Here is a 14,317-nt window from a genome sequence, read left to right as displayed (position 1 = left end):
CCGCCCTTCGCACACCCGACGAAGCCCCCGTGCGAAAGGACGACCGAAATGCGCGCTCTCTGCTACCACGGCAAGAAGGACATCCGCTGCGACAACGTGCCCGACCCGAAGATCGAGGAGGGGCGCGATGCCATCATCAAGGTCACCTCCTGCGCCATCTGCGGCTCGGACCTGCACCTCTTCGACGGCTTCATGCCCGGGATGATGAAGGGCGACATCGTCGGCCACGAGTTCATGGGCGAGGTCGTCGAGGTCGGCCCCGAGAACAAGAAGCTCAAGGTCGGCGACCGCGTCGTCGTCCCGTTCACCATCTGCTGCGGCGAGTGTGACCAGTGCCGGCGTGGCAATTTCAGCGTCTGCGAGCGCACCAACCGCAACAAGGACGTGGCCGACAAGGTGTTCGGCCACACCACCGCCGGCCTCTTCGGCTACACCCACCTCACCGGCGGCTATCCCGGCGGCCAGGCCGAGTACGTGCGCGTGCCCTATGCCGACTTCGCGCCGGTCAAGATTCCCGACGGGCTCACCGACGAGCAGGTGCTCTTCCTGGGCGACATCTTCCCCACGGGCTGGCAGGCCGCCGTGCAGTGCGACATCCAGCCCACCGACACGGTGGCGATCTGGGGCGCCGGGCCGGTGGGGCAGTTCGCGGTGAGGAGCGCCTTGCTGCTGGGCGCCAAGCAGGTCATCTGCATCGACCATGTCCCGGAGCGGCTGGAGATGGCGCGCGCCGGCGGGGCCATCACCATCGACTTCGACAACGAGAGCGTCATCGAGCGCCTGGCCGAGCTGACCCAGGGCAAGGGCCCCGAGAAGTGCATCGACGCCGTGGGCATGGAAGCCCACGCCACGCGCAGCATCGACTCCATGTACGACCGCGCCAAGCAGGCGCTGATGCTGGAGAGCGACCGCGCCCACGTGCTGCGCGAAATGATCTACGTCTGCCGCCCCGCCGGCGTGCTCTCCATTCCCGGCGTGTACGGCGGCCTCATCGACAAGGTGCCCTTCGGCGCGCTCATGAACAAGGGCCTGACCGTGCGCACTGGCCAGACCCACGTCAACCGCTGGGCCGAGGATCTGCTGCGCCGCATCCAGGAAGGGCAGATCGACCCTTCCTTCGTCATTACCCACACCGTCGGGCTGGAACAGGGACCGCAGATGTACACGACCTTCCGCGACAAGCAGGATGGCTGCATCAAGGTGGTGCTCAAGCCCTGATGCCGGCCCTCTTCACGCACCACCGGCCATCCCTTCACAGCCCAGGAGCCTTGCCATGCAGCAACAGCAGACTTCCCTGACCGAGAGCGGCGTCCCCAGCGGCGTGTACAGCCCGAGTGCCGAGACGCGGCTGCGGCTGGGCCGCGTGCCCGACGACGGCCACATGCTGCCCTCGCGCCGCCTGGCGCGCGGCCTGGGCTGGTTCAGCATCGGCCTGGGCCTGGCCGAGGTGCTGGCGCCGCGGCTGATGGCGCGCGCCACCGGGCTGCACGCGCACGAGTCGCTGGTCAAGGCCTACGGCTGGCGCGAGATCGCCACCGGCGTGGGCCTGCTGTTCGCGAAGGACCCCACGCCCTGGCTGTGGGGCCGCGTCGCCGGCGACGCGCTCGACCTCGCCACGCTGGGCACGCGCGCCATCGCGGGCGACGAGTCGCAACGCCGCCGCGCGCTGTCGGCCGCCGTGGCGGTGGCCGGCGTCACGGCGCTGGACGTGGCCTGCGCCACGGCCGTGCCCAAGGCGCAGGCGGTGCGCCAGGCCCAGGCCAGCCACGACTACAGCGACCGCAGCGGCCTGCCGCAGGACCCGGAATGCATGCGCGGCGCCGCGGTGGGCACCTTCGACATGCCCGACGACATGCGCACGCCGGAGGCGCTGCGGCCGTACACGCTGCATTGACCCCGCTGCAGAAGCCGCCACCCGGCTGAAAAGACAAAGGGCCCGTCAGGGCCCTTCTTCATGGCGTCGCGCGGCGGCTGCCCGCGTCGCCCGTCACCAATGCATCGCCGCGGCCACGCCCAGCAGGCCGCCCACGCCGGCGACGCCGTACATGCCCATCTCCAGCCACTTGCGCCGCGTCAGCAGCGCGATGGCCGCCAGCGCGATCGACACCTGCAGCGCCGTCGTCGCCTGGGCCCAGCGGTGGTGCAGGTGGATCTGGTCGTCGGACTGCCGGTCCCAGTCGCGCGCCTCGGCTTCGAGCTTGTCGGCGCCTTCCTTGATCTCCGCCTTCTCCGACTTGTAGCGGTCGATCTCCTTGCGCACGTCCGGCTTCTTCTCCTCGGACACCAGTTGCAGCGACAGCTCGGCCAGGTTCTGCTTGCTGCTCTTGGCCTGGTAGTAGTTCCACTGGTTCGACGCCTCGGTCTTCTTGATCGCGGCGTTGTTCTTGTAGAGCGTGGCGTTGGCCTGCGTGGCGCCGCCCATGTAGCCGAAGAGCGCGCCCACGGTGGCCAGGATCGCCGTGGTCACGGCGATGCGGCCCTGGAACGGGTCCTTGCCGCCATGGTGCGCGGCGTGTTCGAGCTCGTGGTCGTGCGGACCGTGGACGTGGAAACCGTGGCCGGACATGTCGGAAATCCTCCCTGGATGGTTTTGTTGATTCGGCGCGGACCGGGCTGGCTGCCTCAGCCCCGGCGCCGGTAGGTGACGAAGGCGAAGTCGAAATCGTTGGGCGGCGCGGCGCGGTGCGTTTCGCGCGCCACCTCGGCGAAGCGGTTGCGGTCGAAGTCGGGGAAGCGCGTGTCGCCCTCGAAGTCGCGGTCGATCTCGGTGAGCACGAGCTCGTCGGCGAACGCCAGCGCCTGCGCGTAGAGCTGCGCCCCGCCGGTGACGAACACCGCCGGCGCGTCGGCCAGGCGCTGCAGCGCCTCCTGCAGCGAGTGCGCGGCCTCGGCGCCGTCGGCGCGCCATTCCGGATTGCGCGTGACGACGACGTTGCGCCGCCCGGGCAGCGGCTTGAAGCGCGCGGGCAGCGAGTCCCAGGTCAGGCGGCCCATGACCACGGGCGCGCCCATCGTCAGCGCACGGAAATGCTGCAGGTCCTCGGGCAGCCGCCAGGGCATGGCGTTGTCGCGCCCGATCACGCCGTTGCGCGCCATGGCGGCGACGAGGATCAGTTTCATCGGGGTTCAGGCAAGGGCGCGTGGCGCGCGCCGGTCGGGCTGGGAAGGCCGGGGCCGGGGCCGGCGGCCGAGGCGACGGAACGCGATGGTCCGCCGCCGGCATGAAGCGCGTATTACACCGCCATCGGCGCCGTCAGCGGCGGGTGGTGGCGGTAGCCTTCGAGTGAGAAATCACCGGGTTCGACCTGTTCCAGCCACTGCGGCTCGTAGCGGCCGGTCACGGCGAAGTCGGGAATGCGCTCGGAGAGCACCAGCCGCGGCGGCGCCAGCGGCTCGCGCGCGAGCTGCTCGCGCAGCATGTCGAGGTGGTTCTCGTAGATGTGGGCATCGCCCACGAAGTAGCTGAACCAGCGCGGCGTGTAGCCCGTGAGCCGGCCCACCAGGTGCAGCAGCGCCGCGCCCTCGGCCAGGTTGAAGGGCGTGCCCAGCCCCAGGTCGTTGCTGCGCACGTACAGGCACAGCGAGATCTCGCGCTTGCTCGCGTTGGGCAGGAACTGGTAGAGCAGGTGGCACGGCGGCAGCGCCATCTCCTCGATCTGCGCCCAGTTCCAGCCATGGAACAGGATGCGGCGGTCCGACGGGTTGTTGACGATCGTGTCCAGGCACTGGCGCAGCTGGTCCACCGCCTTGTAGAGCAGCACGCCGCCCGCGCCGCCGTCCTCGCCCTGCACCAGGCCGACGCGCCGGTAGCCGCGCTTCAGGGCGTCCTCGACCTGCGCCGTCGCGCCCGGGTCGAGCAGCTTGTAGGCCGGCCACTGGCGCCACTGCACGCCGTAGACGGGGCCGAGGTCGTCGTCGCCCAGGCGGTAGGGGTTATTGAGCCAGGCCTGGTTCTCGTTGGCGTTCTGGTCCCAGACCTTGCAGCCCAGGGCGCGGAAGTCGGCGGCGCTGCGGCTGGCGCGCAGGAAGCCGACCAGCTCGCCGATGGCGGTCTTGAAGGCCAGCTTCTTGGTGGTGACGGCCGGGAAGCCCTGCTGCAGGTCGAAGCGCAACATGGCGCCGGGCAGGCTCAGCGTGCGCACTCCCGTGCGGTTGTCCTGCCAGCTGCCCTGGTCGAGGACGGTCTGGACGAGTTCGAGATAGCTCTTCACTTCTTGGGCGGGCTCAAGGGCGGGCGGTTCGCAAGGCGCGCAAGTGTAGGGGCCGCGCACCGCCCGCCCGTCGCCCCGGCGCCACGGCCCGGCGCGGGCCGTGGCAAGTGACGCGATCAGCCCGCGGGCTGCGTGTCGCGCAGGAACAGCTCCACGCGCCGGTTGCGCGCGCGGCCGGCGTCGGAGCCGTTGTCGGCCACGGGCTCGTAGCTGCCGCGGCCCTCGGTGGTGATGCGCGCCGCGGGCACGCCGCGCATGACCAGGTAGTCGCGCACGGCGTTGGCACGGTTCACCGACAGCGGGTTGTTGATGGCGTCGCTGCCGGTGGAGTCGGTGTGGCCGACCACGCGCACCACCTGGTTGGCGTCGAGCCCGCGCGCGAACTGGTCGAGCACCGGGCGCATCTGCGGCTTGATGTCGGCGCGGCCGGTGTCGAAGCTGAAGTCCGCCGGCACGTTCACGCGCAGCTCCTCGTTGGCGGTGCGGCTGACCTCGATGCCCGTGCCCTGTGTGGCCTGCTGCATGGCCACGCGCTTTTCCTCCATGCGGCGCGACCAGACGTTGCCGGCGATGGCGCCCAGCGCGCCGCCGATGACGGCGCCGCGCGCGGTGTTGTTGTGGCCGGTGGCGCGGCCGATGACGGCGCCGGTGACCGCGCCGGCGCCCGCGCCGATGGCGGTGCCGCGCTGGGTCTCGCTCATGCCGCCCGGCGTGGCGCAGCCGGCAGCCAGCACGGCGGCGCCCAGCAGCGCCAGGGCGGGACGAAGGGGGGACAGGGTCAGGGTCGGGATGTTCATACGGCTCTCTCTCCTCTGCAGAGGGTTATTGGAGACGGGGCGCCCTGGGGCGCCCGCCAAACGCGCGGTGAGCACTCGACGTGCCCATGACCCGCGGCCCGGCCCGCTTCACGCCGCCGGCCGCAGGTCGAACTGCATCGCCGCCAGTCGAGCGTACAGCCCGCCGCGTGCCACCAGCTCGGCATGGGTGCCGACGTCCACGATGCCGCCCGCCTCGAGCACGACGATGCGGTCCGCCCGCTGCACGGTGGCCAGCCGGTGCGCGATCACGAGCGTGGTGCGCCCGCGCATCGCGCCCTCCAGCGCCGCCTGCACCATGCGCTCGCTCTCGGCGTCGAGCGCGCTGGTGGCCTCGTCGAGCAGCAGCAGTGGCGGGTCCTTCAGCAGCGCCCGCGCGATGCTGATGCGCTGGCGCTGCCCCCCGGACAGGCGCACGCCGCGCTCGCCCAGGAACGTCGAGTAGCCCTCCGGCAGGGCGCTGATGAACTCGTGCGCATGCGCCGCCCGGGCTGCGGCGACGACCTCGGCTTCGCTCGCGTCGGGGCGGCCGTAGCGGATGTTCTCCAGCGCGCTGGCGGCGAACACCACGCTGTCCTGCGGCACCAGCGCGATGCGCGCGCGCAGCTCGTCGAGCGCCGCCTCGCGCAGCTCCACGCCGTCGAGCGTGATGCGGCCCTGCTGCGGGTCGTAGAAGCGCAGCAGCAGCTGCAGCAGCGTGCTCTTGCCCGCGCCGCTGGGGCCGACCAGCGCCACCGTCTCGCCGGGACGGATGTCCAGCGACACACCGTCCAGCGAAGGCTGGTCGGGCCGCGATGGGTAGCTGAAACGCACGTTCTGGAACCGCACCGCGGAGCCGCCCCGGGCCGGCGGCAGCGCGCGCGGGTGCTCGGCTTGCCCGATGGCGGCATCGGCGTGCAGCAGCTCCATCAGCCTCTCGGTGGCGCCCGCGGCGCGCAGCAGGTCGCCATGCACTTCCGACAGCACCGCCACGCTGCCCACCAGAATGATCACGTACACCACCGTCTGCCCCAGGTGGCCGGCGCTGATGCGTCCCTCCATCACCGCCTGCGTGCCCTGGTACAGGCCCCACAGCAGCGCCGCGAAGGTGCCCGCGATGATGAAGGCCACCAGGAAGGCGCGCACCCGGGTGCGGTTGCGCGCGGTGTCGAAGGCGCGCTCGGTGGCCGCGGCGAAGCGGTCCGACTCGCGCCCCTCCTGCCCGTAGGACTGCACCACCGGCATGGCGTTGAGCACCTCGGCGGCGATGGCGCTGCTGTCGGCCACGCGGTCCTGGCTGGCGCGCGACAGGCGCCGCACCCGCCGCCCGAAATAGATCGAGGGCAGCACCACCAGCACCAGCACCCCGAGCACCTGCGTCATCACGCGCGGGTTGGTCACCACCAGCATGCCCAGCGCGCCCAGCCCCATCACGCTGTTGCGCAGGCCCAGCGACAGGCTCGACCCCACCACCGTCTGCACCAGCGTGGTGTCGGTGGTGAGGCGGCTGAGCACCTCGCCGGTGGCGGTGTGCTCGAAGAAGGCCGGCGCCTGGCGCAGCACGCGCGCGTACACGGCGTTGCGCAGGTCGGCCGTCACGCGCTCGCCCAGCCAGCTCACCATGTAGAAGCGCCCGGCCGAGAACACGGCCAGCGCCGCGCCCACGCCGAACAGCGCCAGGAAGTGGCCGCGCATGAGCATCACCCGCTCCTCGGCCGAGATGGGCACCAGGCCCTGGTCGATGAGCCCGCGCAGCGCCATCGGGAACACCAGCGTCGTCGCCGCCGCGCACACCAGCAGCAGCGCCGCCAGCGCGATGCGGCCGCGATAGGGCTTCAGGAAGGGTTTCAAGCTCGCCAGCGCGCCCACGCGCTGCGCGCGCGGACGGTCGCCGTCGGCGGTTCGGTTTCTTTTTCGGGCCATCCCGCCAGTGTAGGCAGCGCCTCGCCGGCCCCCGCCGTCAATGGGTGTTTGCCTTGACAAAGATTGCCTAGGCAATTATTGTCTTGTCCATCATGTCCGACATCCCGTCCCATAGCTCTTCGCTGCCCGCCGATGGGCCTGTGCCGGTGGCTTGCGCCGCGGCGCCCGGTGCGCCGGCCGTGCCCGCCGCCTTCTACGGGGGCAGCTACTGCGCCGAGGACAGCGTCGGCTACCTCATGCGCCGCGTGCTGCAGTCCATCGCCGGCCAGGCCGATGCGCGGCTGGAGCCCCATGAGCTCACGCACGGGCAGTGGATGCCGCTGTTCGTGCTGCTCAAGGCCGGCGGCGCCGCCACGACGGCGCAGGTGGCGCGGCAGGTCAGCATCGATCCGGGCGCGGCCACGCGCATGCTCGACCGGCTGGAGAAGAAGGGTTTCATCACCCGCAGCCGCAGCACCGAGGACCGGCGCGTGGTCAACGTGGCGCTGACCGAGGCCGGCCGCCAGGCGGCCGGCGAGGTGCCCAAGGTGCTGTCGCAGGTGCTCAACGAGCACCTGGCCGGCTTCAGCTTCGACGAGTGGCAGACGCTGCTGTCGCTGCTGCGCCGCATGCTGGCCAACGCCGAATCGCTGCAGGCCGCCGCGCCGGCGGCGCCGACTTCCGAAGAAGACGCCGAATGAACACTCGCACCTTGCGCGCCGCCGCGCCGGCGGCCGCCATCGCGCTTGCCGCGTTCCTGGCCGGCTGCGCCAGCCCGGGGCCGTCGAAGCCGCCCGCGCCGCTGCTGCAAGCCCCGGCCGTCGGGCTGCAGGCCGATGCGCCCACCGCGCTGCAGGTCGCGCCCGACTGGTGGCGCAGTTTCAGCGACGCCACGCTCGACGGCCTGGTCGAGCGCGCCCTGGCCGAGCAGCCCAACCTGCAGGCGGCGCAGGCGCGCATTGCCCGCGCCGCGGCCGCGGCGGAAGCGGCAGGCGCCAGCTCGCGCCCCGGCGTCAATGCCGCTTTCGACGCCACGCGCCAGCGCTTCAGCGCCAACGGCATCTACCCGCCGCCGCTGGCCGGCAGCGTCCGCACCACCGCCAACCTGCAGGCCGGCCTGCAGTGGGAGCTGGACTTCTTCGGCCGCCACCGCGCCGCGCTCGAAGCCGCCCTGGGCGCGCAGCGCGCCGCGCAGGCCGACGCGGCCGCCGCCCGCACGCTGCTGGCCGCGCAGGTCACGCGCGCCTACGTCGCGCTGGCGCAGCTGCAGGCGCAGCGCGAGGTGGCGCGCCAGGCGCTGGCGCAGCGCGAGGGGCTGCTGTCCCTGGTGCAGCAGCGCGTGCGCAACGGCCTGGACACCAGCGTCGAGCTGCGCCAGAGCGAGGGCAGCCTGCCCGAGGCCCGGCTGCAGATCGAGCAGCTGCAGGAGCAGATCGCGCTGGTGCGGCACCAGCTGGCCGCCTTGACGGCGCAACCGCCGCAGGCGCTGGCGTCGCTCGACGCGCGGCTGGCCGCGCTGCAGCCGCTGGCGCTGCCCGCCGTGCTGGGCGCCGACCTGCTGGGCCGCCGTCCCGACATCGTGGCCGCGCGCGAGCGCGTGGAGGCCGCGGCGCAGGACGTGGCCGTGGCGCGCACGCAGTTCTATCCGGACGTGAACCTCACCGCCTTCGTCGGCTTCAACGCCATCGGGCTGGACAGCCTGGTGCAGGCCGGCAGCCGGCAGTGGGGCGTGGGCCCGGCCATCCGGCTGCCGATCCTCGACGCCGGGCGGCTGCGCGCCAACCTGCACGCCCGCCAGGCCGACCTCGACGCCGCGGTGCTCGCCTACAACAACGCGCTGCTGGAGGCGGTGCGCGAGGCCGCCGACGCGCTGACCACGCTGCAGTCGTTGCAGGCGCAACGCCGCGAGCAGGCCGCCGCGCAGGAAAGCGCCGAGGCCGCGTACGGCCTGGCGGTGCAGCGCTACGGCGCGGGGCTGTCGAGCCGGCTGACCGTGCTCAGCGCCGAAGGGCCGTTGCTGGCGCAACGGCGCCTGGCCGCCGAGCTGCAGGCGCGCAGCCTCGACGCTCAGGTCGCGCTGCTGCGCGCGCTGGGCGGCGGCTGGCAGACCGAAGGCCCCGCGGCGGCGACCACCCCGCTGGCAACCGCGACGCCCGTGGCCGCGCGCTGACACCGGCCCGCCCCAAGCGCCACCTCCGGAACCGAACGAATCACCGAGACGCCGTCATGAGCAACACCCCCGCCGATGCGCAAGGCGCGCAGCCCGATCCGAAGCAATCCCGGCGCCACCAGACCCGCAAGAAGGGCCTGCTGGCCATCGCCGCCGCCGTGACCGTGGGCGGCCTGGCCTGGGGCGGCTGGCACCTGGCCGTGGCCCGCGGCTTCGAGACCACCGACAACGCCTACGTGCAGGCCGACGTGGTGCAGATCACGCCGCAGCTGGCCGGCACGGTGCAGCAGGTGCTGGTGCAGGACACCGACTTCGTGCGCGCCGGCCAGCCGCTGGTGCGGCTCGACAGCGCCGACGCGCGCGTGGCGCTGGAGCAGGCGCAGGCCACGCTGGCGCAGACCGTGCGCGAGGTGCGCACCCTCTACGCCAACAACGCCGCGCTGCAGGCCACCGTGGCGCTGCGCCAGGCCGATGCCGGGCGCGCCCGCGCCGACCTGGCCCGCGCGCAGGACGACGTGCGCCGGCGCGAGCCGCTGCTGGCCAGCGGCGCGGTGGGGCGCGAGGAGTTCAACCACGCGCTGGCGCAGCGCGCCGCGGCGCAGAGCGCCGTGGCGGCGGCCGAGTCGGCGGTGCAGGCCGCGCGCGAGCAGCTCGCCTCGGCGCGCGCGCTCACCGACGACACCCCGGTGCAGGAGCATCCCAACGTGCAGCGCGCCGCGGCGCGCGTGCGCGAGGCGCACCTGGCGCTGCAGCGCACCGAGCTGACCGCGCCGGTGGACGGCTACGTGGCGCGGCGCAGCGTGCAGCTGGGCCAGCGCGTGCAGGCCGGCGCGCCGCTGATGTCGGTCGTGACCCTGGGGCAGAGCTGGGTCGATGCCAACTTCAAGGAAGTGCAGCTGCGCAAGCTGCGCATCGGCCAGCCCGCCACGCTCGAAGCCGACGTGTACGGCGGCAAGGTCGAGTACCACGGCCGCGTCGTCGGCCTGGGCGCGGGCACGGGCGCGGCCTTCTCGCTGATCCCGGCGCAGAACGCCACGGGCAACTGGATCAAGGTGGTGCAGCGCGTGCCGGTGCGCATCGAGCTCGACCCGAAGGAGCTGCAGCAGAACCCGCTGCGCGTGGGCCTGTCCATGGACGTGACGGTGGACGTGCGCAACCAGGACGGCAAGGTGCTGGCCGACACGCCGCGCGCCGCGCCCGCTTCGGCCGCCGCGTCCGATGGCGCGGGCGCCCACCCGGCGCCGACGCCGCACGAGCGCGAGGCCGAGGCCGACGTGCAGCGCATCATCGACGCCAACCTGGGCACGGCGGCCGCGCCGCGCGCCGCGGCCGCGCCGAGGACGGGGCCGGCCTCGTGAGCGCCGCTGCTCCCGCGGCGCCCGGCGCCGCCCCGGGCCAAGCCGCGCCGCCGCCGCTGTACGGCCCGGCGCTGGTGCTGGGCACGCTGTCGCTGTCGCTGGCCACGTTCATGAACGTGCTCGACAGCTCGATCGCCAACGTCTCGCTGCCGGCCATCGCCGGCGACCTGGGCGTGAGCCCGACGCAGGGCACCTGGGTCATCACCAGCTTCGGCGTGGCCAACGCCATCTCCGTGCCGCTGACGGGCTGGCTCACGCAGCGCTTCGGCGCGGTGCGGCTCTTCACCTGGAGCGTGCTGCTGTTCGTGCTGGCCTCGTGGCTGTGCGGCTTCGCGCCGTCGCTGGAGCTGCTGATCGCCTTCCGGGTGCTGCAGGGCGCGGTGGCCGGGCCGATGATCCCGCTGTCGCAGACGCTGCTGCTGGCGAGCTACCCGCGCGAGAAGGCCGGCACGGCGCTGGCGCTGTGGGGCGTGACCACGCTGGTCGCACCCGTGGCCGGGCCGCTGCTGGGCGGCTGGATCACGGACCACATCTCCTGGCCCTGGATCTTCTACATCAACATCCCCGTGGGCCTGGCCGCCGCGGCCGTGACCTGGGGCATCTACAAGGACCGCGAGACGCCGGTGCGCAAGCTGCCCATCGACACCATCGGCCTGGCGCTGCTGGTGCTGTGGGTGGGCGCGCTGCAGCTCATGCTCGACAAGGGGCACGAGGAGGACTGGTTTCATTCCGGGCTGATCGTGGCGCTGGCGCTGGCGGCGGCGATCGGGCTGGCCGTCTTCATCGTCTGGGAGCTCACCGCCGAGCACCCGGTGGTGGACCTGCGGCTGTTTGCCGGGCGCAACTTCGCCTTCGGCGCGCTGTCGCTGTCGGTGGCCTACGGCGTGTTCTTCGGCAACGTGGTGCTGATGCCGCTGTGGCTGCAGCAGTGGATGGGCTACACCGCCACCGCCGCGGGCTGGGCGCTGGCGCCGGTGGGGGTGCTGGCCATCGTGCTGACGCCGCTGGTGGGCAAGAAGGTCAGCCAGTGGGACCCGCGCCGCATGGCCACGGGCGCCTTCATCGGCTTCGCGCTGGTGCTGTGGCTGCGCTCGCACTTCACCACGCAGACCGACTTCGCGCACATCCTGATCCCGACGCTGATGCAGGGCGCGGCCATGGCCTTCTTCTTCATCCCGCTGACCACGCTCACGCTCAGCGGGCTGGCGCCGGAGCGCATCCCGTCGGCCGCGGGCTTGAGCAACTTCGTGCGCATCACCGCCGGCGCCATGGGCACCTCCATCGCCACCACGCTGTGGAACACACGCGCCTCGCTGCACCACGCGCAGTACGCCGAGAGCCTGGGGCAGGGCAGCCCCGCGGCGGCCGAGGCGGTGGCGCGGCTGGAAGGCGCGGGCTTGAGCACCGAGCAGGCCTGGGGCCAGATCAACCGCCTGGTGGACCAGCAGGCCTTCACGCGCGCGGCCGACGACATCTTCCTGGCCTCGGCCGGGGTGTTCCTGCTGCTGATCGTGCTGATCTGGTTCACGAAGCGCCCGGCGCGCGGCGTGGCCGGGGCGGACGCGGGTGGCGCGCATTGACGCGCCGGCACGCCGCCCGGCAGCCTGGCACGCGAGTGCGCCGGCGCGCACAAGGCGATGCCGGGCACGGGCCCTTGCCCTCGCCAGGGCCGGGCCTGGCCCTGTAAATTGCCTTTACGTGGGCGGCGCGCCGTTTGCCGCTGCCGCACTGCCGTCCTGCACTGGAGCAGGTCTCGGGATTTGCGTTTTTTCGGCCGATGGACATCTTTCCCATGCACGCGAGCACCCCCGAACGTTCCCGCCGGCAGCGTTTGCGCCGCCGGGTGCTGGGCCTGGGGCCCTGGCGAGTCACGCTGTTGCTGCTGTTGCCCAGCGTTGCGCTGTGCGAGGGCCTGGCCTTTGCGCTGCACGCGCTGCTGGGCGCGGCCGACACCAGCCAGCTGATGCTGGCCGCGGCCGCCTGCGGCCTGGCGCTGCCGCCGCTGCTGTGCATGCCGCTGCTGCAGCATCTGCAGGAGCTGCAAAGCCAGAACTCCGCGCTGGAGGTGCGCGCCACGCGCGACGAGCTCACCGGCGCCTTCAACCGCGACTGCTTCCTGCAACTGGCCGAGCGCGAGTTCTCGCGCGCGCGCCGCTACGACGCCGACTGCGCGCTGCTGCTGGTGGACGCCGACCGCTTCCGCAACATCAACGACCGCTTCGGCCGTAGCTGCGGCGACGCGCTGCTGCGCGAGATCGTGCAGGCCAGCGCACGGCAGCTGCGCAGCCCCGACGTGCTGGCGCGCTTCAGCGGCGAGGCGCTGTCGGTGCTGCTGCCGCAGACCGACCCGCTGGGCGCGCTCGACGTGGCCGAGCGCATCCGCGAGACGGTGGCCGAGCTGCAGGTGCACTGGAAGGGCGCCGCCGTGGGCACCACGGTCAGCGTGGGCGTGGCCTCGCTGGGCGCGGGCCACACCGCGCTGGAGGCGCTGCTGGGCGACGCCGACGGCGCGCTGCACGCGGCCAAGGAAGCCGGCCGCAACTGCGTGCGCGCCGCGCCGATTCAGCCCAGGCGCAACGGCGAGGCGTACCCCGTCATCTCCAAGTAACCCGCGCCGACGCGGCGGCCCGACGCCGCGTCGCGCAGCTCGCACAGGCCCTCCCAGTAGATCGCCGCGGTGGAGCTGCGCGCATCGAGCTCCTGCGCGTCCAGCAGCGCGTGCACCTCGAAGCGGCCCGCGGGCGTGTCCACCGTCCACTGCACCGGGTAGCGTGCCTGCGAGCCCGGGCTCTGCCAGGTGCGCCCCGGCGTGAAGCGCAGCTCCTGTGGCTTGAACTCGCGCGCCGTGCCGCCCGCGGGCCGAAAGGCGCCGCCGGCCCACAGCGCGCTGCCGTCGCGGTGCCGGATGCGGAAGGCCATGAGCGCGCTGCCGTCGTCCAGGTTCATGCCGATCCAGTCCCAGCCCGCCGCCTGCGGGTGCAGGATGGCGATGCTCCACTCGTGGTCCAGCCAGGCCTTGCCGCGCACGTCCTCGCGCCGCTGGCCGCGCCAGAGCGTGCCGGAGACGGCGAGCTGCGGCTCGGAGTAGTAGTGGCTGGCCTGCTCGGGCTCCGGGCCCTTGCGGCTGAAGCCGCCGTCGCCCTGCAGCAGCAGTGGCTGCGTGGCGGCCAGCTCCAGCTCATAGGCGAAGCCGGCGTCGCGGTCGGCCAGCCGCGCGCGGTAGCGGCTGGCGCCGGCGCCGCCGCTGCGCCTGAAGAACCAGTCGCCGATGAAGACGTCGGTGTCGCGGCTGGAGGCCGCGGCCAGCGGCGCGTCCGGATCCTCGTTCCAGCGCGCCAGGCGCTGGGCATGGTGCAGCTTGCCGGCGGTGATCTCGCTCAGCGCCGCGTGGGCGGAGAGCAGCTGCCGCGGCGCGAAGCGGCCGCCGTCGCGCGCACCCAGGCCGGTGTTGCTGCGGAAGAACGTGAGCTGGAAGCCCAGCGTCTCGCCGGCGCCCGTCTGCAGCGTGCCGGTGGCGTACCACCACTCGGTGCGCACGCCGTTGTGGGCGCCGAAGTCGCGCGGGAAGATCAGTTCGCGCGGGCTGACCGAGCTGTCCTCGGGGGCACCGCGCGGCGCCCCGATGGCGCCGGTGGACTCGGCTGCCGGGGCAAGGGCGGGGCAGGCGGCGGGCAGGAGCGTGAGCAGGCGGCGGCGGGAGAGCATGGACGGCATGGTAGGCAGCCGGGGCAGGCGGCGAGCCGCCGCGGCGTCATGCCCGTGCCCGTGCAATGCGGCCTGTAGCGCAGCGGGGGAAAAGAAAAAGCGCCGGGCCCTCGTCGCAAGGCACCGGCGCCCAGAAGGCGCTGCCCGGAGCGCAGCGCCACCCCATAACCTGGAAAT

The 14,317-nt window shown here is 73.0% G+C and carries 13 protein-coding genes; 7 read left to right on the top strand and 6 right to left on the bottom strand.

The window, feature by feature from the left end:
• Positions 1 to 48: 48 nt before the first annotated feature.
• Both FJ694_RS04860 and FJ694_RS04855 read left to right on the top strand, forming a co-directional pair.
• Positions 49 to 1,218, top strand: a complete 1,170-nt coding sequence (locus tag FJ694_RS04860) for a zinc-dependent alcohol dehydrogenase (RefSeq protein WP_157264781.1) — start codon at positions 49 to 51, stop codon at positions 1,216 to 1,218.
• A 55-nt stretch (positions 1,219 to 1,273) separates the two neighbouring features.
• The gene (locus FJ694_RS04855; protein ID WP_232539900.1) at positions 1,274 to 1,894 is read left to right on the top strand and encodes a hypothetical protein; all 621 of its coding nucleotides are present in this window, start codon (positions 1,274 to 1,276) and stop codon (positions 1,892 to 1,894) included.
• Positions 1,895 to 1,987: 93 nt separating this feature from the next.
• Here the strand turns inward: FJ694_RS04855 and FJ694_RS04850 are convergent, their stop codons facing one another.
• The 5 genes from FJ694_RS04850 to FJ694_RS04830 form a co-directional block, all read right to left on the bottom strand.
• Positions 1,988 to 2,566, bottom strand: coding sequence for a DUF4337 domain-containing protein (locus FJ694_RS04850; RefSeq protein WP_157264779.1), 579 nt, complete (start codon positions 2,564 to 2,566; stop codon positions 1,988 to 1,990).
• A gap of 56 nt (positions 2,567 to 2,622) precedes the next feature.
• Positions 2,623 to 3,120 (bottom strand): dihydrofolate reductase, encoded by a 498-nt coding sequence (locus FJ694_RS04845; protein WP_157264777.1) that lies wholly within the window; start codon positions 3,118 to 3,120, stop codon positions 2,623 to 2,625.
• A 113-nt stretch (positions 3,121 to 3,233) separates the two neighbouring features.
• Entirely contained in the window at positions 3,234 to 4,211 is a 978-nt protein-coding gene (locus FJ694_RS04840; RefSeq protein WP_157264775.1) for a thymidylate synthase, read from the bottom strand.
• A 116-nt stretch (positions 4,212 to 4,327) separates the two neighbouring features.
• Entirely contained in the window at positions 4,328 to 5,008 is a 681-nt protein-coding gene (locus FJ694_RS04835) for a YiaD family glycine zipper/OmpA-like lipoprotein (RefSeq protein ID WP_157264773.1), read from the bottom strand.
• 108 nt (positions 5,009 to 5,116) lie between these two features.
• A complete protein-coding gene (locus FJ694_RS04830) occupies positions 5,117 to 6,928 on the bottom strand; it encodes an ABC transporter transmembrane domain-containing protein (RefSeq protein ID WP_157264771.1) in 1,812 nt (603 codons plus the stop codon).
• A gap of 92 nt (positions 6,929 to 7,020) precedes the next feature.
• Between FJ694_RS04830 and FJ694_RS04825 the strand changes: the two genes are divergently transcribed.
• The 5 genes from FJ694_RS04825 (at position 7,021) to FJ694_RS04805 (ending at position 13,043) form a co-directional block, all read left to right on the top strand.
• Positions 7,021 to 7,608, top strand: coding sequence for a MarR family winged helix-turn-helix transcriptional regulator (locus tag FJ694_RS04825; protein ID WP_157264978.1), 588 nt, complete (start codon positions 7,021 to 7,023; stop codon positions 7,606 to 7,608).
• The gene (locus FJ694_RS04820; RefSeq protein WP_157264769.1) at positions 7,605 to 9,077 is read left to right on the top strand and encodes an efflux transporter outer membrane subunit; all 1,473 of its coding nucleotides are present in this window, start codon (positions 7,605 to 7,607) and stop codon (positions 9,075 to 9,077) included. The genes FJ694_RS04825 and FJ694_RS04820 overlap by 4 nt, the downstream gene beginning before the upstream one ends.
• A 56-nt stretch (positions 9,078 to 9,133) precedes the next feature.
• Positions 9,134 to 10,435: an HlyD family secretion protein gene (locus FJ694_RS04815; protein WP_157264767.1), complete on the top strand. Its 1,302-nt coding sequence runs from the start codon at positions 9,134 to 9,136 to the stop codon at positions 10,433 to 10,435.
• 110 nt (positions 10,436 to 10,545) lie between these two features.
• Positions 10,546 to 12,015, top strand: coding sequence for a DHA2 family efflux MFS transporter permease subunit (locus FJ694_RS04810; protein WP_232539907.1), 1,470 nt, complete (start codon positions 10,546 to 10,548; stop codon positions 12,013 to 12,015).
• Between the two features lie 212 nt (positions 12,016 to 12,227).
• Positions 12,228 to 13,043, top strand: coding sequence for a GGDEF domain-containing protein (locus FJ694_RS04805; RefSeq protein ID WP_157264765.1), 816 nt, complete (start codon positions 12,228 to 12,230; stop codon positions 13,041 to 13,043).
• Here the strand turns inward: FJ694_RS04805 and FJ694_RS04800 are convergent.
• Positions 12,998 to 14,140, bottom strand: coding sequence for a lipocalin-like domain-containing protein (locus tag FJ694_RS04800; protein ID WP_232539898.1), 1,143 nt, complete (start codon positions 14,138 to 14,140; stop codon positions 12,998 to 13,000). The two genes, FJ694_RS04805 and FJ694_RS04800, sit on opposite strands and share 46 nt — an antisense overlap.
• Positions 14,141 to 14,317 lie beyond the last annotated feature (177 nt).

This window comes from Azohydromonas aeria (assembly GCF_009760915.1).
In the GTDB taxonomy this organism is placed as follows: domain Bacteria; phylum Pseudomonadota; class Gammaproteobacteria; order Burkholderiales; family Burkholderiaceae_C; genus Azohydromonas; species Azohydromonas aeria.
The sequence above is the reverse complement of the archived record's forward strand: the minus strand, read 5'-3'. Positions and strand labels throughout refer to the sequence as shown.